This window comes from Flavobacterium sp. LHD-85 (genome assembly GCF_030929595.1).
Taxonomy (GTDB): domain Bacteria; phylum Bacteroidota; class Bacteroidia; order Flavobacteriales; family Flavobacteriaceae; genus Flavobacterium.
Genome location: NZ_JAVFVR010000011.1, coordinates 16,319 through 39,693 on the forward strand (window position 1 = coordinate 16,319; position 23,375 = coordinate 39,693).

Genomic DNA, 23,375 nt, shown 5'->3' on the forward strand with positions numbered 1-23,375 from the left:
CATTATATTTAGCATCAAAAATACTTCTTAAAAATACAAGATCAAATGCTCATTATAAATATCGTGGCCTTAGCTAAATTCCTTACCTATAAATAGCAGGTAAATTGATTCATTATTTTCTCAACATTCCGACCGCTTAATGTATAAATTACTTTGGAATCGATAATGCCAAGAATAATATATTTTCTTTACGCCTATTAATAGCAAATTTTTAAGTTACTTAAGATAGTATTATCAGATGATGTACAGTTACTCCCTCCTAAAATCATAGGAATCTTTTAATAAATTCCATCATATCGGCAATTGTTTACATGTCTTTTCTTTTTAGTGCAACCAAGGCTTTTACTTTTCGATATGTAATAGACTGGTTAATAAAGACTTTCATAACCTGTTTAATGGAGCATTCCTTATACCCAGGGCTAGTCTCTTAAAATAGGAAAAAAGGTAATAACCCAAAAGAGCAAAAACACTAAATTTCGTTCTTTTGGGTTATTATCTACGCGATTTATTATAAGGAAATTAAATTTTAAAACAACCAAATATACAGGCTTTTTTAATGATACTTGAAAACAAAGACTTTTCAATGATCTTCATTAAATTTGAAATCTTTTTCTTTAGCAAATTAAAGCTAAAGCACGATAATTCATTATTATTACTACCTTCCAAGTGTTTGATGGGCAGCCGTAAATTGCCCTGCTGACATAGCCGCTAAAATTGAAATTTCACCAGCTAGGCATAAGGCTGTTGCAATTTCGGCAAGTTTACCACTCTTACCAGCGCCGTAACACCCCATTAACTCAAGGCATTCTTTTTGTGTTGGAAATGAAGTGCCTCCACCAACAGTTCCTACAATTATGTTGGGCATAGTAATAGAGCAATACAAATCCCCGTTTTCGTCAATTTCCATCCTTGTAATAGCAGTAGAAGCTTCACCGGTACAGGCAACATCTTGTCCACAAGCGATAAATAAAGCCGCCAAAGCATTTGAAGGATGCATCCCTGTACCGATAGTTCCTGTTTTGGCAGGTCCTGAAGAACATATTTTCCATTGTTGTTGTAGTAATGCCGGAGTAGTTTTAAGAACAGAGTCAACAACTTCTTTTTTTAATGTAATTTCGGCAGTTACTTTTCTTCCTCGAACTCTTGTGACTAAAGAGGTAGCTTTTTTGTCTCCAGAGGTATTGCCTTCAATAGTCCAAAAAACAGGTTCAATAGGGCAATTCTCTAAAATATATTTACAGATTTTATCGCTGCATATCGTAACCATATTTTGACCTGATGCATCACCAGAAGTATATTCAAACCTTAAAATTAGAATATTACCTTCTATACTTATACTTAAATCATTTAAAATGGCATAATTACTTGCCTCTCTGGTAATTGAAACAAAAATTTCCTTATGCTTTAATACCCATGCTGTAAATTTACCTAAATCAATTAAATTTTTAAACTTAAAAGTAGGTGTTCTTTGTACACCCTCTTGTAAGGTAATTACAGTAATTGCTCCCGATTCCCTGCAGGCTTTCGATCCTCTGTTGTATGATGCCAGAAGCGCTCCTTCAGTCGTTGCAAGCGGAACATAAAAAGGACCTTGGGCCACACTTCCATTTATTAATATTGGTCCAATAATTCCAGTTGGAATTTGGCTCATTCCAATGTAGTTTTCTATATTACCTTTAAGACTCTCGTTATCATCAAATTTTTTTTTGCCTGAAAGATAATCTACATCAATTTTTAACTGTTGACGGATAAAATTTAAACGTAATTTTTGACCATTTAAACTGTATGGATCTTGCGCTGGAATTTTTTCCAGATCCGAGGTTAACTTTGGGAGATAAGATTCTAATTTTTCTACAACTGATGAATCTATAAAATCATACTTTGCGCGACTGACATTACTAGGTAAATTCTTCATATGTTTCTTTTATTTTTATATAAGCTAAGTTATATAAATAAAAAATATAATAAGGTAATTTCTTACTTTTTTACAGCATATTTACCTAATTATCAAAAAAATAGAATTAAAAAATAAAAAAAACAAAAAAAAGAACATAAAAAAATAGTTTTAGCAATAAAAAAGAAACATCCAACTGGAGCTGCCTCCAATTTTGTCACAAAAACTTAAGGCCTTAATCTTCGGGATACTGAAAAATTAAACTCAAATCCATCGATTCTTCTTATTTCATATTTTCTTTATCTGCAAAATGGAACCGTTGGCGGAGGCACTTCATTTCCAACACAAAAAGAATGCCTTGAGTTAATGGGGTTTTTGGGTTCAGGAAAAAGCGACAAATTCGCCGACATTGCTGTATGTCTATGTCTGTGTGAAGAAATTTCGCTTATGGCAGCTACATCTGCCGGACAATTTTACAGTAGCACATCAAAAAAATGGAAGATAATAGAACTATATTTTTACTATTAATCGCTGACAAATATATTAAGGTTCAGTTTAAGAAAAAAATGTAACATCATAGACAGTATTCTTCTCATCTAAAAAGACACTATCCCCAACAGGACATCTAAACCAGATTCACACAGCCAATGAAAGACAGGTACTATATGGTAAGCCAATGTCTTCAAATCCTCCATAAATTTTATAGAAATTTGTCCCGTTCCTGTCACAAACAAGCCAAATGGCGCCAATTAAAGACAATCGGCGCCATTTTTTTATAATCTCACTTATTTTTATTAGTCTAAAGAATCCGGCTCCTCGGCAGCCCTAGCCCCGATAGCAGTGGAAATCCTTTTGTGCCGGAGTTCGGCACAAAAGATTGGAACGAATAGCGGGAAAAGCTCCTAAAAAATAATATTAAACCTAAAAAATACACCACATACAATTGACCCGGGGCTGGGCACAAAAGATTGCTTCGCCAGTTCGCTTCCGCTCGGGTGGAACGAATAGCGGGAAAAGCTCCTAAAAAATAATATTAAACCTAAAACATACAATTGACCCGGGGCTGGGCACAAAAGATTGCTTCGCCACTTCGCTGAAGCTCGGGTGGAACGTATAGCAGGAAGAGCTCCTAAAAAATAGTATTACATACAATTGACGATGATCACCACTCCAAATTAATTACCTAATTTATCTACTGCTCTATATAAATAACACGAAATACCTTTCACTTTGATATAGGTCTCATTCAATCTCCAACACGCCCCCACCCTGCCTTTTCTCCTCTTCATCTCCGACTCAAGCAAAGGTGTAAACTTATAGACCCAGCGCTGAATTGTGGCATGATCCACAAGCACTCCTCGCATTTTCATGATCTCTTCAACATCCTGATAACTTAATGTAAACCTAAGCTTAAAATATACTGCCTGCAATATAATAGATTTTGGATAACAATGACCTTAGGTATTCATTTTTCTATGGGTTTAAAATTATAAAGATAAAATTATTCCAAAATGTGACAGAACCATTTAACTTCTTTTCACGCTAAAAGCCGCTCAATTTGAGTGGCTTTTAGCAGATACCTTGATACAAAAGTCAAGTTTTATATTGGGAATTTAGAACTTTTATAAGATCTAACAAATTTGAAACAATGCATTAAACCTCTTCACCAGGTACAACTATAGTTCCAATCGGGAAAAATTTTCTAAATACAAACCCTACTAATGGTCCGGCAATAATTACTTGAAGAGGAAAAGCCATAGCAAAGTTCATTGGAATGCCTTTTATCCATATTTCAAATAAATTTGATTGCAGCCCATTTGCAATTAAAGGCCCAAAAAAAGACATCAATACAACCATTCCTGTAACAAAACAAAGAGCCGTTATAAGTATTTTTTTTAATAATAAATCATCCTCTTTTAAAAATTTATGAGAGAGTCTCATCGCTAACTTCCCCACTAGAAACCATTCACATAAAAAAGCTGCAATAAAAGTAAAAGGAAACATTAACCACGCAATTTTTAGACTTTCCATCGAAAATCCCTTATGCAATATTACATTGTAAGCTGTCATTGCGCTGGCCATAAATATAACCATCAAAAAGGTATATACTAAGTGTTCTGTCTTATTAATTGGCATTTTATTCATATTCTTATTTTGATATTAAAGTTTCTGCAATTTGTTTTAATGTGTCCAGTGATCGGTATAAATCGTTCAGCTCTTTATCTGAAAGCACTTTTATATTGTTAGAGAAATGATTCTCCATACTTTGCTCCACTTTTTCAGCGAGCAACTCTCCTTTTTTTGTCAAAAACAAACAAATCACTCTTTTATCTGAAGAAGATCTTATTCTTTCTAACAATCCAAGTTCTTCCAATTTATCAACTGTTTGAGAAAACGGACCTTTTTCTAAGCCTATAGCTCTGGAAATGGACACCATAGATACATTAACAGACTTTTTTACGGTCATCAAAATTCTTTCTTGGGTAAGATTGAGAAATGCCAATTCTTCGGGTAAAGAATAATCTTTAAACAAGGCGTATTTTATAAGATCTACACTATTGAGTTCAACAGCTATTTTTCGTTTCATCCTAATATTAATTATAATTATAACGGTTACAAATATAACTATAATCTAAAAAGAAGCTAGATTTTTTTTTCTTTTTTTTGCATCTACATACCTTGAATCCTTCTAAATTACTGATATAAAGAGCTACTAAATAAATACAGTCGATAATTTAATTATAACACTAAACAAATCATACTTTACATGAATGATTGAGCAAAACAAGAAACAACACATTAGTTTATTATTGATTATCAGATAATTTTGTTTTAAAAAAAACAATAAAAAAAACAAAATGATGCAGGCTGCCTTAAAAGTGAAAACAAAAACATTTTTAACCTCAAACTATATTCTAATTATTCTTGAAAGTAATGATATGGCTGTTTTTTCTGACGCACGAATTGGCGACACCAATAAAATTTTAGTGCCACAAAACAAAGAAGAAATAATTATTTTGCCTGAATCTGAAAACCGAAATGGAGAAAATTGGGCAACGATTCGTACTTATACAGTTCGTCATCCCGATATAAAACAAAATTTAATAACTGTTAATTTTGTCGCGCATGGAGATATCAATTATATAGATTTTTCATCAACATATTCAATAGGAGCTTTTATTGTCGCGGAACCATTTTTAATTTTCACAGCTTTGCTTTCTTTCTTCTTAGGAAATTCTTCGGGAGCAGGTTCACGGTAAATCCCGGATGATAAACTTTTTAAGAATGCCTCCAAATCTTGTAATTCTTGCTCGGTCAAATTCAATTTTTTCAATAAAGGCGAAGTCACAGGAAACAATTGGTCGTTAACTTGATCACCTTTAGGCTTCAAGTTGGGCATTCCGGCATTATACAAATTTAAAACTCCTCTTAGCTGCGGAAATAGCCCATTGTGCATATATGGCCCCGTATGCGAAATTTCCCTTAATGAGGGCGTTTTAAATTTTCCAACATCTGCGGGATCGTGCGTAATATTGTATCTTCCTAAATCTTCATACTTTCGTTTGTAGTAGGTCAAACCAGCATTATGAAATTGATTATCTGAGAAATAAGGTGAATTATGGCAGTTTATGCATCTTGCTTTTGTTCTGAACAAATGCAATCCGTTAACTTCTTTATCTGAAAGCTGCGTGCTGTCTCCCTCAATAAATTTATCAAAACGGCTTTTTCGGCTCACAACCGTACGTTCAAAAGTTGCAATTGCTTTTAAAATTTTTTCCTCGGTTACTTTTTCTTCTCCATATGCGCTATAGAAGAACTTCTTATAGCCTTCAATTTTTTGAATATTCTTTACAGCAATATCCATATGATTGTTCATTTCTTTAACATCAGCAATAGGAAATTTTGCCTGCTCTTCTAAAGTCGCAGCGCGTCCGTCCCAGAAAAATACTTTAGAAAAAGCAACATTGATAATCGGTTTTGAATTTCGTGTCCCCGCAGTTCTGTCATGTCCGTTGGAAACACGTTTTCCATCTCCCCAACCCAATTCAGGATCGTGGCACGAAGCGCAAGAAATTTGCTGGGAACCAGATAATCGCGGATCAAAAAACAATACTTTACCCAATTCTCTTTTGGCAAGCGAATACGGATTATCTGCTGGAAATACAGCATCCGGAAGTACTCCTATATCTTCAAAATCAACAACCGAACTATCAATAGTAGCTTTAGGCCATTTACTATGATCGCCGCTGCTGTACATTTTTTTTAATTCGGCTATAGAATAATAGGTGCCATTATCAGGATTATAATTTCGTACTGAAACTAATGTTATACTAAGTAATAAAAGGATTATTAGTGCTGATTTTTTTTTCATTTGTGGTAATATTGACTTTCAAATCAAAAGGATTGCAAAACTATAAATTATTATTTTTTGACTGGCATAAAACTTAATAATTTATCGAAACTCCACCATTAAAATAAGTACTCGCTTTTGTATTTAAATTGGCGTAATACTCTAAATATTTATTATCTAATGCCGTTAACGTTTTATAGTTTATAAAAAATTGAAGCGTTTTCTTCTTAGGCAATTTGATATAATAATTGGCCGTAATATTCGATTGCAATTTTGAAGTGCTATCGTAAGCATGATCCGGAATGATCACATTATTGGCAAACGACGTATTTGATGAAATTGGCACATATAATAATTCTTCCTTTAAGGCAACATAATAATTTACACCAAATTCGAGGTTCAATTTATTCTTTTCACTAGCAAAAATATCTCTATTGAATACCGCCTGAATCACTAAAGTGTTTAACTTTTTATTCGTGCTTCCCAGTAAATCAATGTATTTGTGTTTTGCATAAGCACCAATAAGTTCAAAATTATAAAGTACGCGATCATTTTCTTTTTTAATGATTCCGCTGCTAAGCTGCAAACGGTCTAAGTTCATTCTATAATTCTGTCCGTTTTCGGCAACCGAGAAATTATCTCCCTGTCCGGCACTATATTCTAATTGCAGTTTATAATCTTTAACTTCTCCATCGTGATAATAATTCAATTTTGCAGTATTCGAATAAAAACGATAACGGTACTGCCTTAAATCATTTTCAATGTACACATTACCATTGGCATCTTTTCCATAAAAATCCTGCATCGATTTGTTGAATTTATAAGTTAATCCCAAACTATTTCTATCATTTTGATATTGATATCCTAAACCAAAATTCTTGTCGATCGTACTAAAAATATATTTACTATAAGACGAATTAAAAACAACCCTGCCATATCCTGACGAAAAAGTGGTAAATGTTTCTGGATATGCAGGTGCATTTTGAGTAGCATCAACATAATCGATATCACCTGTTTCTGTTTTTTTTGACATCCCTACAGAACCAAATATTCGATGATCTTTGTAAACATATCCGCCATGAAGTTCTCCTCCATAATTACTCAAAGAAATTTGTGGACGAGGATCAATTTTTCTATAATTTTTGCTGTTGTTGTAAAAAACCGTTGCTCCAAGTAAGATATTATTTTCTAATTGATAAGACAATCCTCCATTTAGAGTGTAATTCTGAATCTCCCAATTCCCTTTCTTTGGAGCGAAAAAGTAATTTGGAGAAAGTACATTTTGATTTTCGGTGCGCTCTGTGGTAAGATTATATCCTAAACCATCTTCAAACATTTGATTATAGACAAAATTTCCAAAAAGCCGCAATCGAGGTTTTAAATTATAAATTCCCTGTGTTGCAAACGCATATTTTGTAGATTTTTCTGCAGTTTGCACCCGTTTAAACGGCGATATCTTTTGCTCAAAATCAAGTTGGGTTTGTGTAAAATCACTTAAATTCTGAGAGGTAAATAATAACGGAGTTTCAAATAATCGAACTTCAATATCGTTATAAAATGAATTTTGTTTGACTAATAAACTATCTGTAAGCTGCGCTTGCATGGCACAACTTAACAGCAGTAAAAAAAATAGTATTGTTTTTTTTGAAATCATTTTTAAGATTCTAACTTGTTAAAGAAATAAAAAACGTGCTGTCATTCTAATTCTTTCTTTATATTTTAGTTTGCAAAACCTTTTGGATTTGCCATAGCCAATTTTACAAAATCACTAGCAGAATTATTAGTGTCTTCTAAAATTCTGCGTCCGTTGACAATGCTTTTCGTTTTTCTAATAACAGATTGCGAATTATATGCTGCATCACAATTCGTGAACGAAGCATCTATTTCTGAAGGCAGCATTTTTGGCCTTTGAGCACTAGGATTGAAATTCTGTAAATCAACCCCATCAATAATATCCTTTGTTGGAATTTGAACAAAAAATTTAGCCTTGCTGTCTATTACTGTTATCGAAGGATCTGAATAATCCAAAAGTTTATCAAAATTATCAGCACGGAAAATAACAAAGCTATCTCTTCCCGGATTATCCATTAAAAAATCCTGATTGCCACTATCATACCCAGCGCGTCCCCAATAGGCAATTTCCAAATCTTTAACCGCAGGATTCTGAATATCATAACGAAAAACATCTTTTCCTTTTGATAAGAGATAATCTCCTAAATAGACTTCAAAATCGGCAGCACTTAAATCAACAGTTAAATCAGGATTTTTCACACTTAACGGAATACCTGTATTATCAACCAAAGGAGATTTATGATTAATTGCTGTTTGTGCAATAACAATACTTTCTCCAGGTTTAATTGGGTATTGCATTCCGGTACCAGGGATTCTCATAACATAATCTGCATATACATTTTTGGTATTGGCATCAGCTCCAGCTGTCATACCAATTGATTTGCTCCAATCATACTGTCCATTTGCCAATGTAACAGCGCTTTGCGTAATATTTATTTTTCCGTATAACTGTCCTAAATACAAACCATCGGCATAAATAACCTCGTTAGAATTGTTGTAGATTTCAATAAACTGATCTCTAAAAACCGCACCCTGCGACGCATGTGAACCTGCGTAATAAATTTGTTTAATTACTAAATCACCAATTCTTGCTGCCTTCAATTCAACATTGGTTGTCGCGATGTTAGCATTGACAATTATTTTTTCCTGAGAACCATTAAATGTTACCGTTGCAGTTGTTGGAGCAAACTGAAATAAGTTAAAAAACTCTTCGCTTGTTACTGCTTTCGTTGCCGTAACATTATAAGTTCCCGGAAGAATATTGGCAAAACTCGCTATTCCGGCCGCAGTTGATGTTGCAGTATAAGAATCTCCGGTATTTGTATTTGTTAAAACTACATTACCTGTATTAACCTCTAAACCATTATATTGCTCTTTATCGTATTTTAAATTTACTGTAAAAGTAACAGGCTGCAAATTTGTACCGCCTCCAAAATCATCATTGATAGTGCAAGAAAAAAGAGTAACCGCAATAGCAAATAAGAGGATTATATTTTTCATAAAATTGAAATTGTATTAGAATTTAAAATTGATATTCGATCTTGGTTCCAAATGATAATTGCACCATGTCTGGCTTTATTCGTTGTACATACGTACCATTTACAAGTGCAATTTCTGTTTGTTTTAGATCTAAGAAATTATTGGCATAGAATGAAAATCGAAATCCATTAAGGAAATCTTTTGAAACTCGCAGGTTAAAGTTATGATACACTTTTTGAAGCTCTCTATCATAAACCGACGGTGTTTTCAAGATATGTCCGTAAAGCACTTTGTTGTTTTGATCTTCTGCAGGAATTAAAACCTTGTTTAAGTTTTGATCTAAATAGGCATACAACAGATTATCTTTATTATAATTATTATCTTTTACAATAAAATGCTCACTTCTAACTGCGATGACCATACCAATTTTAGGCAAATGATAACTAAGGTTTCCTGCTAAACTAAAACTTTTGTAATGTTCATCATAAGGTTTGTAAACGCCGAATTTTTCTATTGTATTCACATTCGTAGAACGATAATAACTGTCAATATCATTACGATTTGTTGTTTCAATGTAACTTCCGTTAAGATCAAAAGAGATATTTTTTATAAACGTTTTATCAAAATTCATGAAGAACTCAACACCTCTGTCTTTTGACAAATATTTGTTTACCAATTGTGTTTGCAAATAATAAAAAGGAGAATATCCCGTAATATCATAAGTTGGAGTCTGATTTCCATTGTAGTTAATTTGAAGATCGGCAACCTGACGTGCTGTAGGAAGCGATTGACTTGTGATTCCGTCATACAAATTATTATAAAATCCGGTAATGTTAACGGTTGCAAAAGGCAGTTTGTAATCGAAACCAATTTCTGAACGCAAACTTTTTGAAGGTTTTAAATTTTCATTATTAGAAAAATCTATAAAAGTCTGAACGATCCCTAAATTATAATAACCCGGAAGTCTGTAATCTCCCAAAACGGCATCATAATAACGGGGACCTGTATATACCTGATTTAAAGAAGGTGCTTTTGAAGTTAAACCAAAACCTCCACGAATTTTAAAATTATCCTGCGCATAAGACGCATTAATGCGGGGCGCTAAAAATGAATATCCATATTGATTATCATAACGCAAACCGGCATCAATGTTTAAAGCGCTTCGACTCCAGTTTTTTACAATATTATCCTCAGCATACAATGAAAATTGGTATTCAGCTAAAATATTGTCAGCATAATTATAAGGTCTAAAAGCCTGTCCTGACCCGCCATTAGTGTTTGTAAAAGCGCTGTTCATTGTCTCCGGACTTCCTAAACGGCCACGCCCTTTATTATCACTCATTCTTATGGCAGTTCCGTAAGACATATTATGCATCCAGCTACCAGCAGCGTATGACTTATATAAATCTGCCGATAAAAAAGAAGAAATAGGAATGCCTTCTACTGCCTTTACAGTAGTATAACTTGGCATTGTATATGTTCCGGTATATACACCTTCTGTCGTACTTGTACCTACTATAGTTCCGCCAACGTTTACTAATTCGGACTCAAAAGTGTTTTGTTTTCCGTGTGAAAAATTAAAATTCACATCTAAATTATCAAAAAAACTTTCTGAAAAATTCATTTTAAAACGATTCGAAATCGAGAGGTCTGTCTTTTTGTTTTTTACAATTTTATCATCTGTTCCTTCCGCTTCATAATTCACATTGTCATTATTAAAACCATAGTCTACAGAAAATGAATTACGAATATTTTTGTTTGCCCAGCTCCACATCAAATTCGTGTTGACACGATCGTATTTTGTATAGGAAACACGTGGCTCTGAGTTGGATTTGGTATAATTAACTGCGGCATTTAAAAACCCAAACTTATCACTAATTTTAAATCCCTTAGAGAAACCATATTCGCTGGTTCCGTCTCTTAAGGAAGCATAAACTCTAAAAGGTGATTGTCCTGCTTTTTGTTCAATTTTAATTAATCCCGAAGTTAAATCTCCATATTTTGCTGACGGAATACCTTGAACCACTTCGATTTTTTCGATATTTCCTGTTGAGATCTGTCTTAAATCTGCTCCAAAATTGGCATTAGAAAAATAACCGTTAAAATCATTGGCAGAAGGATCTCCAAAACCAAGCAAATTTGGAGAGAATGGCCCTACCTCTCCTATCCCATAATTTCCTGCATAGGACTGCATGTTTTCATTGTTTGAAATCGGAATCCCATCTACGACAATAGAGGTTCCAAAAGATTTATTACCGTATGCAGAGTTACCAATAAAACTAGGTTTTACAGTTCTAAAAGCGATAGTCTTAAACTCATTCATATCAAAATTAGTTGTAGCCTGACCGGGTAGTTGCTCTAAAACATCGCTAAGAGAAAAGGCCTGAACCTGGTTAATCGCTTCTCTTCCCATGATAATTTCTGAGAAGTTTTTTCCTTTTCGAGCCGAAACGATGATTTCTTTTAATCTCAAATCGTCATTCTCTAATTCTACAATTATAGATTTTGCAACTTGCTCTTTGGTATAAACGATACTTTTTTCTTGCTTTCCTAATAAACGAAAATTCAAACTAAATTCTTTGATGTCGTTTAATTTGATCTCAAAATATCCGTTTTCGTCCGTTATCGTCCATTTGTTCGATTTTACTTCTAAAACAGTAACGCTTTGCAGTGGTTTTTGAGTGATACTTTCAACAACATGGCCTTTTACTATGTGCTGCTGTGCCGAAATAGTAGTTGCAATGAAAAGGAATAGTAGAACGAAATATTTCAATTTAAAGGGCATTTAAAAATTTTGTGCAAATATAAAACATTAAACCTTATTTAGACTAAAGATAAATAGATTTAATTAAAAAATATTTATTTAGGCTTTGAGACACAACTACTTCTTAATTCATAAGCCAAAGGCGTTTTTATAATCAAACAGAAGTATTCATTAAGTATATGACATCACATAACCTTGTACAGTAGCTTACTCTCTCATTTTGGGTAAACAATCCTTCAATTTGGCTAAATCTGTTAAAAGACTTCTACTGAACTTTGCTTTAATATTAATTTAAAAGAAAAAATGATGAATAGAAAACTGGGGACAAACGGTCCTGTGGTATCGGCAATAGGTTTAGGGTGCATGGGAATGTCGGGAGCATACGGACAAAGTGATGATGTCACTTCTATTGCTGCCATAGAAAGAGCATTAGAGCTTGGACACCATTTTTTAGATACTGCTGATTACTATCTGGCGGGACATAATGAACATCTAATTGGAAAAGCCATTAAAGGAAAAAGAGACAAGGCCTTTCTCTCTGTAAAAACCGGTCAATTGGTTTCTCCCACAGGTCCTGGTCCGGTAAGTGGCCATCCAGATTACATTCGTAACGCTGTTATGCATAGCTTGCAACGCCTGAAAACCGACTACATTGACTTGTACACGCTGGCACGGGTAGATCCCAACATCCCAATAGAAGAAACCATCGGTGCATTATCAGAACTTGTTGCCAAAGGAATTGTTCGCTATATTGGCCTTTCAGAAGCGGCGCTAGCATCTATTGAAAAAGCAGCGGCTGTACATCCCATCACAGCACTGCAGATAGAATACTCGCTTTGGACAAGGGAGATTGAAGCCGAAATACTGCCAACTATTCGCAAACTCGGCATCGGTCTGGTCGCCTATGCGCCTCTAAGCCGCGGCTTTTTAAGCGGCGAATTCAAAAATCCGGAAGATCTCAAAGACAATCGCATACACATGCCCCGATACCAAGGAGAGAACTTCTATAAAAACCTGGAACTGGTTGAAAAAATTAAAACTTTAGCTTCTGAAAAAGGCTGTACAGCTTCTCAATTAGCAATTGCATGGGTACTCGCACAAGGAGAAGATATTATTACGATCCCTGGAACCAAACGTATAAAATACCTCGAAGAAAACATTGCAGCAGAAAATGTCCAGCTCACCAAAGAAGATTTGGAAAGTATAGAGGCTATTATGCCTGTTGGAATTGTATCAGGGAATCGTTATCCGGACAAATTTATGAATACTTTAAACAGATAAAACGTTAGATACTTGAATAATTGAACGTCAAAATAATGCAATATCTTCGAAAAAAATGGCTAAATTAACCCGATGAAAAAGGAAGAAAACATTCCGCATAAATTTGAATCACTCTCCGACTTGCATCGGGTGCTGGGCTTGCCAAAATCATTGCACCCTTTGATAAGTCTGGTAGAGATCAAGACCAATGAAATAGATTCAGATAAACTCCCTAATTCTTTTATCTATAATTTTTATAAAATATCATATAAAAAGAAACTCAGTGGGAAATTAAAATACGGGCAAGGCTTTTATGATTTTCAAAAAGGCGGTTTATTTTTCAAAGCTCCCAATCAAGTAAGTGCAAATGATACTAACAATGAAGATCATTCCGGTTTTACATTACTTTTTCATCCGGATTTTTTAGCTGGGTATCCTTTGCTAAAAAAAATAAAACAATATAGTTTCTTTTCGTATTCAGCCAATGAAGCACTGCATCTTTCAGATAAAGAAAAAGAAAACATTATTTCTATTTTCAAAATCATTGATCAAGAATTACAAAACAGGCTTGATGATTTTTGGTCAAGATGTGATTATTTCACTAATTGAAACATTATTAAATTATAGCAATCGCTTTTATAAGAGGCAATTTATTACCCGAAAATCTGCAAACAATGATTTGTTGCAAAAACTGGAAGAGCTTTTAGATGATTATTTTAGGAATGAAAAATCGCTGACGCAAGGTATTCCAACAGTTCTATTCCTTGCCACCACTTTGAAAATCTCACCAAGTTATCTAAGCGATATGCTTCGAAACCTTACCGGACAAAATGCACAGCAGCACATACATCAAAAACTTATTGAAAAAGCAAAAGAAAAGATATCAACAACCAATTTAACTATTAGTGAAATCGCTTACCAATTAGGTTTCGAACACCAATCCTCATTCAATAGACTCTTTAAGTTAAAAACAAATCTTTCTCCTTTGGAATTTAGACAATCTTTTAATTGAAATTTCTAAAAAAAAAGCTAAAATTATCTAGGCAGAGTATCTTCTACCATCATTATATTAAATCTTATTTTCTGATACTTTATCTCATTGCATTTCCCTCCTATTGCTTAGCTCACTAAAAGGCAAAATGTATTTCAACTCCATTTAAATCCAATAAAGCATACTATTATATGCGGTAAAAAACAATATAATAACCGCAGTTTTTGCGGAGAATAATTGAAATAACTACCCAAATTGGACAGTAAATCAGGTTTCTTTAAGTTTCCATCACTTGCTATTAGCCCGTAATTATTGACTTTATATTATTTTTTATTTCTTCTATTATCTTTAATTTGTGCACCTTGTACACCTCACGCACACCTCGTGCACATTTTTTGGAAACGAGTTGTACATTTGTACACCTCATAAAAAACTTTTTATAACAAGGAATGGGAATTGGAGCTAAAAAAACAATTCTTCAAAAAAAAACGCCAAATAAAATACTCTTTATATTGTTTTAAAAAATCAAAATTATAAGACCAATTATTTTAAACGTTTTTATATATTTTTAAGAGACTCATATATTTTTAGAATCTTCTTAAAGTTTCTCTTCCTTTACAAAGAGAAAGACTGATAATTAGTCTCAAAAAAACTATAACTTTACCCAAAAATATCTACATTGAATAAAACAAATATAAAAAAGCACTCAATAAATGATCTGCTTGAAGCTTTGGGAGATGTTCCTCAATCAGACGGGCTTTACGTATATGTTGGTAAAGAGGGAATAACGCACCGACCTTTCCCTTATCCTTTCCGTTCAGATAATTATTCCGTTTTTCTATTGGTCTCCGGAAGTATCAAAATACAATTCAATTTGATTACCTACAATCTACAGGCAGGCGATATGGTTTTGGTTTCCCCTCATACCGTTACTCATATGCAGGAAATAGAAGAGGAAATAGTTATGGCAGGCGTTAGCTTCACGCTTAATTTTGCCATCAACAGCAATGTCACTAAAAACGAAATGGATACTTTTGATTTTTTTGCCTCCAAAACTGTCCCGCATTTAAAACTCAACAAAGAAGAAATAAATTCTATTTCTAATCTAATCGAATTATTGCATAAAAATAATACTCGAATCAATCCTTTTTACGGCAGAGAAATCCTCACACACAGTTTCAATCTCTTAATGTACGAAATTGCAGTTATTTACAGAACAAATAATGCAGAAGTCAAAGCAAAAATAACACGCAAGGAAGAACTAACTATCATTTTTTTCAAACTGCTGGAAGAAAATTTTAAAAAAGAAAAAAGAGTGCAGTTTTACTCAGATGCCTTATTTATGACGGCAGGGCATCTTTCAAAAACCCTTAAAGAAGTTTCAGGACAAACAACCGGAGAGCTTATTGATGCAGCCATTATTATGGAGGCGCGTATCCTTCTGAGTAATCCATCTCTAAGCATTGCTCAAATCGCCGAGGAATTAAATTTCAGCGATCAGTCTTTCTTTGGAAAATTCTTCAAAAAACACATGAAACTCTCCCCTTCTGACTATAGAAAACAAGAATAGACTTTATTAGTTCTAATGATTAATATGGACTAAATTCTTCAAATTACATTTTCAATTCTTATTTTTCAAATCTTCAATAAATTCACAATTGACTTTTAATATGTGCATTTACAACGTAAAAGATAAAAATATTGGCTTACGTCATTTTTAACAATTCTATTTAAAAAAACTGTTTTTGACCAATTATGTCATAAAACAGACCTTTTATAAAACTACTTCCTATTACATCTTTGCACTATTATTTAATCAAATTATAGCGGATAAAATGTATTACAAAAAAAAATTAGTACTTGATGATTTCAAAGAAACCACAAGTAGAGCCAGCTGCTTCTTATTGCTGGAAAGCATACCAATTAACAAAACTTCTAAAAGAGAAAATGCCTTTATAGGTATTGCACGAGTCTCATTAAACAGTAAAAAAAACACTCAGCATTAGCGTTTTAAGCTCAAAACAAAACTGTCATTGGCTGTTTTTAATGGATATCCTCTTTACCTATACCAGCTCATCTGGTATTTCTACAAAAAGAGAGTCTTAGTCCAACATTTAAATTAAAAAATAATTTAATAAAATTATCTATGTCTACATCATTAAAAAATATCTCAATACTTCTTGCATTAGCAGTTTTATTAAACAGCTGTGGGGAGAAAAAAAACGAAGACGCTCCCAAGAGCATTCCAAAAGTCAGCATCAAAACATTAAATGCAGAAGCCCAGCCTGAAGTGTTTAGCTACAGCGGTACTATAGAAGCGGATAATACCGTATCTCTAGGTTTTTCTGTATCGGGGAGAGTAAATTCGGTTACCATCGAAGAAGGGCAGCGTGTAAATAAAGGACAATTACTGGCTACAATTGAAACAGAAGAATATCAAAATGCGTATACGATTGCCAAAGCAGGACTTGATCTGGCTGTTGACAATTTTAAAAGACTTGATTTGCTGTACGCAAAAGGAAGTCTTCCCCAGCGAGATCATATCAATGCTAAAATTGCTATGGAACAGGCCAAAGCAAATAGCGGTTCTGCATTAAAAAGACTTAAAGACACCAAAATTTACGCCCCTTTTTCGGGTATCATAACTGCTAAATTAATCGAAAGAGGTGCCAGTGTAGCACCGGGAATACCCTCTTTTACAATCATGAAAACCGATAAAGTATATGCAAAAGCTTCTATAAATGAAAATGAAATAGCCAATATTAAAATTGGAATTCCTGCAAAGGTAAAAATTGCCTCAATTGATCAAACCTTTGACGGAAAAGTAACCATTATTAATCCGAGCGCTGATGCTGCCACAAGAACTTTTGATGTTAAAGTGCTATTGAACAACACTAAAGGAACACTACTTCCGGGAATGATAAGCGATATTAAAATACAAACGGGCAAAATGATTCAAGCCATAACAATTCCTGCTTCGGCAGTAATTAGAGACGCTGATGATATTAATTATGTATTTGTCGCTTCAAAAAAACAAGCAATTAGAAAAAGAGTCAATCTTGGAAGCTTTAAAGCAGAAGAAGTGATTGTAACCAAAGGTCTGGAAGAAGGTGAAAATGTGATCATAAGTGGACAAAGAAACCTTAAAGACGGACAGGAAATTTCTTTTTAAGTTTTAAATATAGTCAACGCAATAAAAATGAAAAAAGTAAAAATAAATTTCATAGAAGCCGCAATGAAATACCGTCAGGTAACTATTGTCGTTACAGTTTTACTAATGATCTTCGGACTAGTGGCGCTCTTGAACATGCCCAGGAGTGAAGATCCAAAAATAACTGTAAGAAGCGGATTAATTATCGCAGCACTTCCCGGTGCCGATGAAATTCAGGTTGAAAAACAGCTGACCAATAAAATTGAACAATATCTTTTCAGTTTTGAAGAAGTTCGAAAAGAAAAAACAAAATCAGAAACTAAGGAAGGCCAAGTTGTTATAACCTGCGAACTGAATGAAAATGTAAAAGATACCAAGAGATTCTGGGCGACACTCCAGCATGGTCTTAATACCACCTTTAGAATGCAGAACACACTGCCTCCAGGTATGGTGGGTCCTATTGTAAATAGTGATTTTGGAGATGTTGTAGCTCAAATGATTACGGTCTCTGCGCCTGAAAGAAGTTATGCAGAGATTGAAAAATATCTGGACAAACTTGAAGACGGACTTAAAACTCTTCCTGAAACTTCAAAAATAAAACGATACGGCGGTCAGAAGCAGCAGATTTACGTAACGGTTCAAGATGAGAAATTACATCAATACGGATTTGATTTTTCAACAATTGCACGAGTACTACAGGCTCAAAATGGAACAAACTTTACTGGTGGATTAACACTTGAAAATGGTGAAATTTCGGTATTTGCAAAAAATCAATATAAGAATGAAGCTGAAATAGGAAATCAAATTGTCTATAGCAATCCTCAAGGACAAGTTGTAAGATTAAAAGATGTAGCAACAATTGAGCGCCGTTACGAAGAACCTGCAAGTTTCATCAAACTCGGAGACCAAAAAGTAATGATGCTCACTGTAGAAATGCAGCCGGGAAAAAATATTGTTGAATTTGGAGAAAAACTGCGTGATAAAATTAACGAAGTAAAAAAAGAGCTTCCGCAAAATGTTGAAATCAATACTATTGTAGATCAGCCAGAAGTTGTTAAAGAAAGTATTAGCCACTTTATGCTTGAATTTGCTATAGCCATTTTATCGGTTATTGTTGTAGTGATTGTACTACTGCCTTTTAGAGTAGCTATGGTATCAGCCGTTGCCTGTCCTATTGCCATTGTAATCACCTTTGGAGTACTTAATATAATTGGTATAGAAATTCATCAGGTAACCCTGGCGGCTCTAATCATCGTTCTAGGAATGGTGGTTGATAACGCCATTGTGGTTGTTGATAATTATATTGAAAAACTTGATGAAGGAGTCGATCCATGGACCGCAGCGTGGCAAAGTGCGACACAACTCTTACTGCCTATTTTTACGGCAACAGCCGCTATTATTTTTGCTTTTCTTCCACTGGCATTTTTCTTAAACGGAATTGCAAAAGAATTCATTCAGTCACTTCCCATAGCTGTCGCTGTGTCGCTAATCACTTCATTTATTGTAGCGGTATTGTTAACGCCATACATGAGCTATGTATTTATAAAAAAAGGATTAAAACATAAAGTCAGCGATCGTCCTGTTAAGAAAAACATGCTTGACAGGCTGCAGAATGTTTTTAATAATGCCCTTGAATTTAGTTTTAGATGGCCCAAAGCTACTCTGGCAGCAGGATTATTTTCGGTTATTTTAGCTTTAATTATAGCATCAGGAGTTGAACAGGAATTATTCCCTACGGCCGAAAGAAATCAATTTAACCTGGAGATCTGGCTTCCTAGTGGTGCTAGTCTAGAACAAACAGAACAAACTGTCGCTAAAATTCAGAATGAAATCAAATCAGACAAAAGAGTACTGAGCATCGCCAGTTTTATCGGTACAAGCTCCCCTCGTTTCCATTCTACTTATGCGCCTGAGACACCAAGACGTAATTTTGCGCAGATATTCATTACCACTGCCGGAAAAGAAGAAACGCAGCAGCTAGCCGATGAATATCTAATAAAATTCGATGGGTTTCTCTCAGATGGCTATGTGAGAGTAAGACAATTATCGATGAAAGAAAGTCCTGCTCCACTTGAAGTACGCGTGATTGGTGATAATTTAAATGATCAAAAAAGGGTCGCTCAGCAAGTTGCAGCTATAATGGAGAATGCTCAGGGAACCAACTGGACCAGAACAAGCTATCAGGAAGATTATTATGGTGTAAAAGTTGTTCTAAAAGAAGACAAAGCAGAACGTTTAGGAGTATCAAGCAGTGCGGTGGCGCAGACTCTTGGAGCAGGACTTAAAGGATTTCCTGTTTCAACATTGTACGAAGGTGATAAACCAATTGATATCTTACTGCGTTTAGACTCAAAAAACCGCTCTAATTTTACCGAACTTGAGAACATTACAATCTCAACGGTTTACGGTACAAAAGTACCATTAAAAGAAGTGGCCGACATATCACCCGCCTGGCATACAGGAGTTATTGCGCATCGAAATGGATTACGCACCCTTACTGTAATGACCGAAGCTCAAAAAGGAATTAAAGCAGCAAAAATACTCACTGAGATACAGCCAAAAATTGATCAAATCAAACTTCCCGATGGAATAAAACTTGTTTATGGAGGAGAATTTGAAAGCACCAATGAAACGGGTCCCGGAATGATGATGTCCTTAGGAATAAGTCTAATTTTAATCTTTTTAGTCTTATTGTTTCAGTTTAAAAACTTTAGTAAAGTGCTTATCGTACTCTCTACTTTTCCTTTAAGTCTTTTAGGCGCTTTTCTTGGACTGAAAATAACTGGAAATCCAATGGGATTCACTGCTTTTATGGGAATCATAAGTCTTATTGGAATTGTAGTTCGAAATGGAATTATATTGGTTGATTATGCAGATGAACTAGTTCACGAGCACGGATATACTATAAAAGCTGCAGCAATAGCAACCGGAAAACGACGTATGCGTCCAATTTTTTTAACTTCTGTAGCTGCAGCAGTAGGTGTAATTCCAATGATTGTGGGAAAATCTCCACTTTGGGCTCCTTTAGGTAGTGTGCTTGCAGTTGGGTTAGTAGTCTCGATGATTATGACATTATTTGTGGTGCCTATCCTATATTACAAATTTGTAAAACCAGAAGAAAACAACGAGCATTATCATCCTGATAATGATGACGAAATATTATACAAACCGTCTCATCATGAAGGTCATTAATTCATAGTGTTATCGGACTGCTGTAACGCTCGATTAAATATAGTTAGGATTCTGATTTATCCACAGCAGTCTAGATAACCTTAGACTTTCCTTTAAAATAGTTATTATGAAAATAAAAAAACAAATCCAGACTACACTCTGCCTGATTATACTCTGCAGCGTTTCACAAATAAAAGCGCAGAATCAAATACTCTCGCTGGAGCAAGCCAAAGAACAGGCTTTAAAAAACAATAACAATATAAAAAAAACAACGCAGAATATTCAGGCTGCTCAGGCTGCTGAAAAAGCAACCCATACACTCGACAAACCCTCTGTAGACGCAGGATTAATAGGGTTATATGTAGGGGATCCTCTAAGTGCGATCCTGCCCGAATACAGTGCAAATGCAACCCTGGGATTAAAACAGCTCATATATGCCGGCGGAAAAATCAATTATGCAAAAAAAACAGCTTCAAAAGCGGTCGAGATAAGCGAATTGCAGAATCAGCTCACAACCGATGAAGTCTTATTAAAAACGGAGACTGCCTATTGGACAATTGTAAATCTGAATGAAAAAGTTATTTTATCTAAAAAATACATCAGTCTGCTGCAAGCTCTCGAAAAGGACTTAAACAATTCATTTACAGCAGGGTTAATTTACAAAAATGACGTTTTAAGAGTACAGGTACAGCTTAACACAGCACAACTCGACCTAAAAAAAGCAGAAGACGGTCTGGTAATATCAAAATTAACCCTTGCCCAAATTATGGGAACTCAAAATACAGACTTCACTATAACGGGCAATTTTTCAGATAATTACATACTTCCATTTGAAGAAGATGGCAGGCTGAAATCAGAGAATCGCGCTGAAACAGCTTTGCTTAAAAATGCTGTTGAAATAGATCAGTTGCAAACCAAAATTTTAGAAGCTGACAGAAAACCAACTGTAGCTTTAAGCGCTTCAGGACTTTATTCCGCAGGAAAGGCGATTAACTTTTCTAACGGAAAAGATGATCTGACTTCTTTTTATGGATTGGTTAATATTTCTGTTCCAGTTTTCGATTGGGGAGGCAGAAAACAAAAAGTTAAGGAACAGGAATTTAAAACCGAGGCCAGAAAAACTGATCTAAAAGAAGCCAGCGAATTAATTGCTATAGAAGTTCAGGACACCTACCTCCAGCTCGCTCAGGCAAAAGAGCAAGTCGAACTTAGCAAAGAATCATTAATTAGCTCTGAAGAGAATTTACGTTTAAACAACGATCGCTTTGATGCCGGAACCGTTGTAGGAAAAGATGTTCTTGAGGCTCAAGTGTTATGGCAGCACGCCTATTCAAACACCATTGATGCTAAAGCCCGTTATAAAATCAGCGAAGCAAGATATAAAAAAGCAATCAACGATTTAAATTAACCAAATACCTTAAAACACAAAAACGGACTGCAGATCAAATTAGACTGCAATCCGTTTTTGTGTATAAAGTTTGATAGAACACTCTCCAAACATTAACCTTTTTGTATGCATTGTACTTCGTAGTATTGACTTTTCTTTCTCTAAAAAACAGGACATTAAATAAGGCTCATAATTTGTAAAAAACGCAACCATTCAATCATTAAATGTAGCATTTTAGCTTATGGTTCTCCATAAAAAAAGCCTTCACAAACATTTGTAAGGAAGGTTCTTTAATTAACAATAGTCAAGTAACACAAAAATTAAGTTTTCTATCGAGGAAAAAATTTAAACTTTCATTTGGGTAAAAAAGTAGTTTAAAGTCTTTTCTTTCTATTTACACGGACTAAAATTAATAATTTGGCAACGACAATAAAGGAATATCTAAACCTGTAGCCATACTTCTTGTTTTACTTATATGTATCATCGAATCCCAAAAACCATATTTTTGAGGCATCATTACTAAGATGTCAGCATTGTAATTTCTAATTTCTTTCTTAATTTCACTTAATACCGTACTAGAATCTAGATTTTTATATACAAACTTAGCTTCAAAACCCAACTCTTCAATAGTCTCTATTTTATTTGGCTTTCTGAGCATTTCAACCACCCTTTCATCAACACTAAAAAACTCAACTTCAGCATTTAAATTTTCAGCCATACGTGTGAACCAGCTCACTCTTTCTGCAGATGATAAACTAAAATTGTCAAAAGCAAAAAGTATTTTTTTAGCATTATTAAAACGAGCGTTCTGCGGAACTGCCAATACTGGAATAATTATATTTTTTATAACAGAAGTTGTAGAATTCCCCAGTAAATCCTGTTCTAAAGATTTTTCTGCCATACCCATGACAACAAGTTCAGGTTTATGGGCTTCAATGAGCATAAAAAGCTCCTCTTCCAATGGAAGATAAGCACAAAAAATATCAACCTCTATTTCATAGAGTTTAGACAAATCGCTGCCTAGATTTTTAAGCCTTTTTGTAATCAGATCTAGTTCCTGCTGCATGCCTTGACTTGATATTCTAGAATTTGAGCTGTGTACGGACAGCGAAAATGCATGAAGCAGTATAAGTTTAGAGCCTGTTGCTTTTGCCAATCCGCAGGCGTAAGTAACAGCGTTAGTTGCAATAACAGAAAAATCTGTCGCAGCAAGTATTGTATGTAATGATGGCATAATTAAATATTTTTTTATAAAGTGTATCAGGTCGAATTAAGGAGTAATTACAATACAGTTTCCTGCAAAGATATCTGACCACATCCTGATTTAAAAGGTTTGTTCATCGCCAAGATTGGTC

General features: G+C 34.4%; 17 protein-coding genes and 1 pseudogene. 9 read left to right on the plus strand and 9 right to left on the minus strand.

All coding sequences use genetic code 11. The features are described from left to right. Positions 1-655 precede the first annotated feature (655 nt). Positions 656-1,915: a hydroxymethylglutaryl-CoA reductase gene (locus RB618_RS17415; RefSeq protein WP_308069911.1), complete on the minus strand. Its 1,260-nt coding sequence runs from the start codon at positions 1,913-1,915 to the stop codon at positions 656-658. A gap of 264 nt (positions 1,916-2,179) precedes the next feature. Between RB618_RS17415 and RB618_RS23715 the strand changes: the two genes are divergently transcribed. Next, on the plus strand, positions 2,180-2,422 hold the full coding sequence (locus RB618_RS23715) for a hypothetical protein (RefSeq protein WP_374121141.1): 243 nt from the start codon (positions 2,180-2,182) through the stop codon (positions 2,420-2,422). 647 nt (positions 2,423-3,069) lie between these two features. Here the strand turns inward: RB618_RS23715 and RB618_RS23720 are convergent. The 3 genes from RB618_RS23720 to RB618_RS17425 form a co-directional block, all read right to left on the minus strand. Continuing rightward, positions 3,070-3,264: a DDE-type integrase/transposase/recombinase gene (locus RB618_RS23720; RefSeq protein ID WP_374121142.1), complete on the minus strand. Its 195-nt coding sequence runs from the start codon at positions 3,262-3,264 to the stop codon at positions 3,070-3,072. A 283-nt stretch (positions 3,265-3,547) separates the two neighbouring features. After that, positions 3,548-4,039 (minus strand): DUF2798 domain-containing protein, encoded by a 492-nt coding sequence (locus RB618_RS17420; protein WP_308069912.1) that lies wholly within the window; start codon positions 4,037-4,039, stop codon positions 3,548-3,550. Between the two features lie 4 nt (positions 4,040-4,043). Next, positions 4,044-4,481, minus strand: coding sequence for a MarR family transcriptional regulator (locus tag RB618_RS17425; RefSeq protein ID WP_308069913.1), 438 nt, complete (start codon positions 4,479-4,481; stop codon positions 4,044-4,046). Between the two features lie 274 nt (positions 4,482-4,755). Between RB618_RS17425 and RB618_RS23725 the strand changes: the two are divergent. Beyond that, positions 4,756-5,016: pseudogene (locus tag RB618_RS23725) on the plus strand (siderophore-interacting protein); the annotation flags it as partial. Positions 5,017-5,033: 17 nt separating this feature from the next. Here the strand turns inward: RB618_RS23725 and RB618_RS17430 are convergent. From RB618_RS17430 to RB618_RS17445, 4 genes are all read right to left on the minus strand, one after another. Then, positions 5,034-6,266, minus strand: a complete 1,233-nt coding sequence (locus RB618_RS17430) for a cytochrome c peroxidase (protein WP_308069914.1) — start codon at positions 6,264-6,266, stop codon at positions 5,034-5,036. Positions 6,267-6,339: 73 nt separating this feature from the next. Beyond that, on the minus strand, positions 6,340-7,899 hold the full coding sequence (locus RB618_RS17435; RefSeq protein WP_308069915.1) for a DUF6850 family outer membrane beta-barrel protein: 1,560 nt from the start codon (positions 7,897-7,899) through the stop codon (positions 6,340-6,342). A gap of 65 nt (positions 7,900-7,964) precedes the next feature. After that, positions 7,965-9,317: a DUF4876 domain-containing protein gene (locus tag RB618_RS17440; RefSeq protein WP_308069916.1), complete on the minus strand. Its 1,353-nt coding sequence runs from the start codon at positions 9,315-9,317 to the stop codon at positions 7,965-7,967. A 22-nt stretch (positions 9,318-9,339) separates the two neighbouring features. Then, complete coding sequence (locus tag RB618_RS17445) at positions 9,340-12,069, minus strand: TonB-dependent receptor domain-containing protein (RefSeq protein WP_308069917.1); 2,730 nt, start codon at positions 12,067-12,069, stop codon at positions 9,340-9,342. 294 nt (positions 12,070-12,363) lie between these two features. On the opposite strand from RB618_RS17445, the gene RB618_RS17450 reads away from it, so the two are divergent. The 7 genes from RB618_RS17450 to RB618_RS17480 all read left to right on the plus strand — a co-directional run bounded on the left by RB618_RS17450 (position 12,364) and on the right by RB618_RS17480 (position 22,041). Then, positions 12,364-13,341 (plus strand): aldo/keto reductase, encoded by a 978-nt coding sequence (locus RB618_RS17450; protein WP_308069918.1) that lies wholly within the window; start codon positions 12,364-12,366, stop codon positions 13,339-13,341. Positions 13,342-13,413: 72 nt separating this feature from the next. After that, complete coding sequence (locus RB618_RS17455) at positions 13,414-13,929, plus strand: hypothetical protein (RefSeq protein ID WP_308069919.1); 516 nt, start codon at positions 13,414-13,416, stop codon at positions 13,927-13,929. Further along, on the plus strand, positions 13,892-14,332 hold the full coding sequence (locus tag RB618_RS17460) for a helix-turn-helix domain-containing protein (RefSeq protein WP_308069920.1): 441 nt from the start codon (positions 13,892-13,894) through the stop codon (positions 14,330-14,332). The genes RB618_RS17455 and RB618_RS17460 overlap by 38 nt, the downstream gene beginning before the upstream one ends. A gap of 658 nt (positions 14,333-14,990) precedes the next feature. Next, on the plus strand, positions 14,991-15,881 hold the full coding sequence (locus tag RB618_RS17465; protein WP_308069921.1) for a helix-turn-helix domain-containing protein: 891 nt from the start codon (positions 14,991-14,993) through the stop codon (positions 15,879-15,881). Positions 15,882-16,457: 576 nt separating this feature from the next. Further along, positions 16,458-17,483, plus strand: a complete 1,026-nt coding sequence (locus RB618_RS17470; protein ID WP_308069922.1) for an efflux RND transporter periplasmic adaptor subunit — start codon at positions 16,458-16,460, stop codon at positions 17,481-17,483. A 27-nt stretch (positions 17,484-17,510) separates the two neighbouring features. Then, positions 17,511-20,654, plus strand: coding sequence for an efflux RND transporter permease subunit (locus tag RB618_RS17475; protein WP_308069923.1), 3,144 nt, complete (start codon positions 17,511-17,513; stop codon positions 20,652-20,654). A 106-nt stretch (positions 20,655-20,760) separates the two neighbouring features. Next, on the plus strand, positions 20,761-22,041 hold the full coding sequence (locus tag RB618_RS17480) for a TolC family protein (RefSeq protein WP_308069924.1): 1,281 nt from the start codon (positions 20,761-20,763) through the stop codon (positions 22,039-22,041). Between the two features lie 388 nt (positions 22,042-22,429). Here the strand turns inward: RB618_RS17480 and RB618_RS17485 are convergent, their stop codons facing one another. Further along, positions 22,430-23,254, minus strand: a complete 825-nt coding sequence (locus RB618_RS17485; RefSeq protein WP_308069925.1) for a universal stress protein — start codon at positions 23,252-23,254, stop codon at positions 22,430-22,432. Between the last annotated feature and the right edge of the window lie 121 nt (positions 23,255-23,375).

What these genes read in the sequence shown, in the direction of transcription:
- RB618_RS17415 (WP_308069911.1), bottom strand. Translation starts at nt 1,915, where the DNA reads ATGAAGAATTTACCTAGTAATGTCAGTCGCGCAAAGTATGATTTTATA.
- RB618_RS23720 (WP_374121142.1), bottom strand. Translation starts at nt 3,264, where the DNA reads ATGAAAATGCGAGGAGTGCTTGTGGATCATGCCACAATTCAGCGCTGG.
- RB618_RS17420 (WP_308069912.1), bottom strand. Translation starts at nt 4,039, where the DNA reads ATGAATAAAATGCCAATTAATAAGACAGAACACTTAGTATATACCTTT.
- RB618_RS17425 (WP_308069913.1), bottom strand. Translation starts at nt 4,481, where the DNA reads ATGAAACGAAAAATAGCTGTTGAACTCAATAGTGTAGATCTTATAAAA.
- RB618_RS17430 (WP_308069914.1), bottom strand. Translation starts at nt 6,266, where the DNA reads ATGAAAAAAAAATCAGCACTAATAATCCTTTTATTACTTAGTATAACA.
- RB618_RS17435 (WP_308069915.1), bottom strand. Translation starts at nt 7,899, where the DNA reads ATGATTTCAAAAAAAACAATACTATTTTTTTTACTGCTGTTAAGTTGT.
- RB618_RS17440 (WP_308069916.1), bottom strand. Translation starts at nt 9,317, where the DNA reads ATGAAAAATATAATCCTCTTATTTGCTATTGCGGTTACTCTTTTTTCT.
- RB618_RS17450 (WP_308069918.1), top strand. Translation starts at nt 12,364, where the DNA reads ATGATGAATAGAAAACTGGGGACAAACGGTCCTGTGGTATCGGCAATA.
- RB618_RS17455 (WP_308069919.1), top strand. Translation starts at nt 13,414, where the DNA reads ATGAAAAAGGAAGAAAACATTCCGCATAAATTTGAATCACTCTCCGAC.
- RB618_RS17460 (WP_308069920.1), top strand. Translation starts at nt 13,892, where the DNA reads ATGATTTTTGGTCAAGATGTGATTATTTCACTAATTGAAACATTATTA.
- RB618_RS17470 (WP_308069922.1), top strand. Translation starts at nt 16,458, where the DNA reads ATGTCTACATCATTAAAAAATATCTCAATACTTCTTGCATTAGCAGTT.
- RB618_RS17475 (WP_308069923.1), top strand. Translation starts at nt 17,511, where the DNA reads ATGAAAAAAGTAAAAATAAATTTCATAGAAGCCGCAATGAAATACCGT.
- RB618_RS17480 (WP_308069924.1), top strand. Translation starts at nt 20,761, where the DNA reads ATGAAAATAAAAAAACAAATCCAGACTACACTCTGCCTGATTATACTC.
- RB618_RS17485 (WP_308069925.1), bottom strand. Translation starts at nt 23,254, where the DNA reads ATGCCATCATTACATACAATACTTGCTGCGACAGATTTTTCTGTTATT.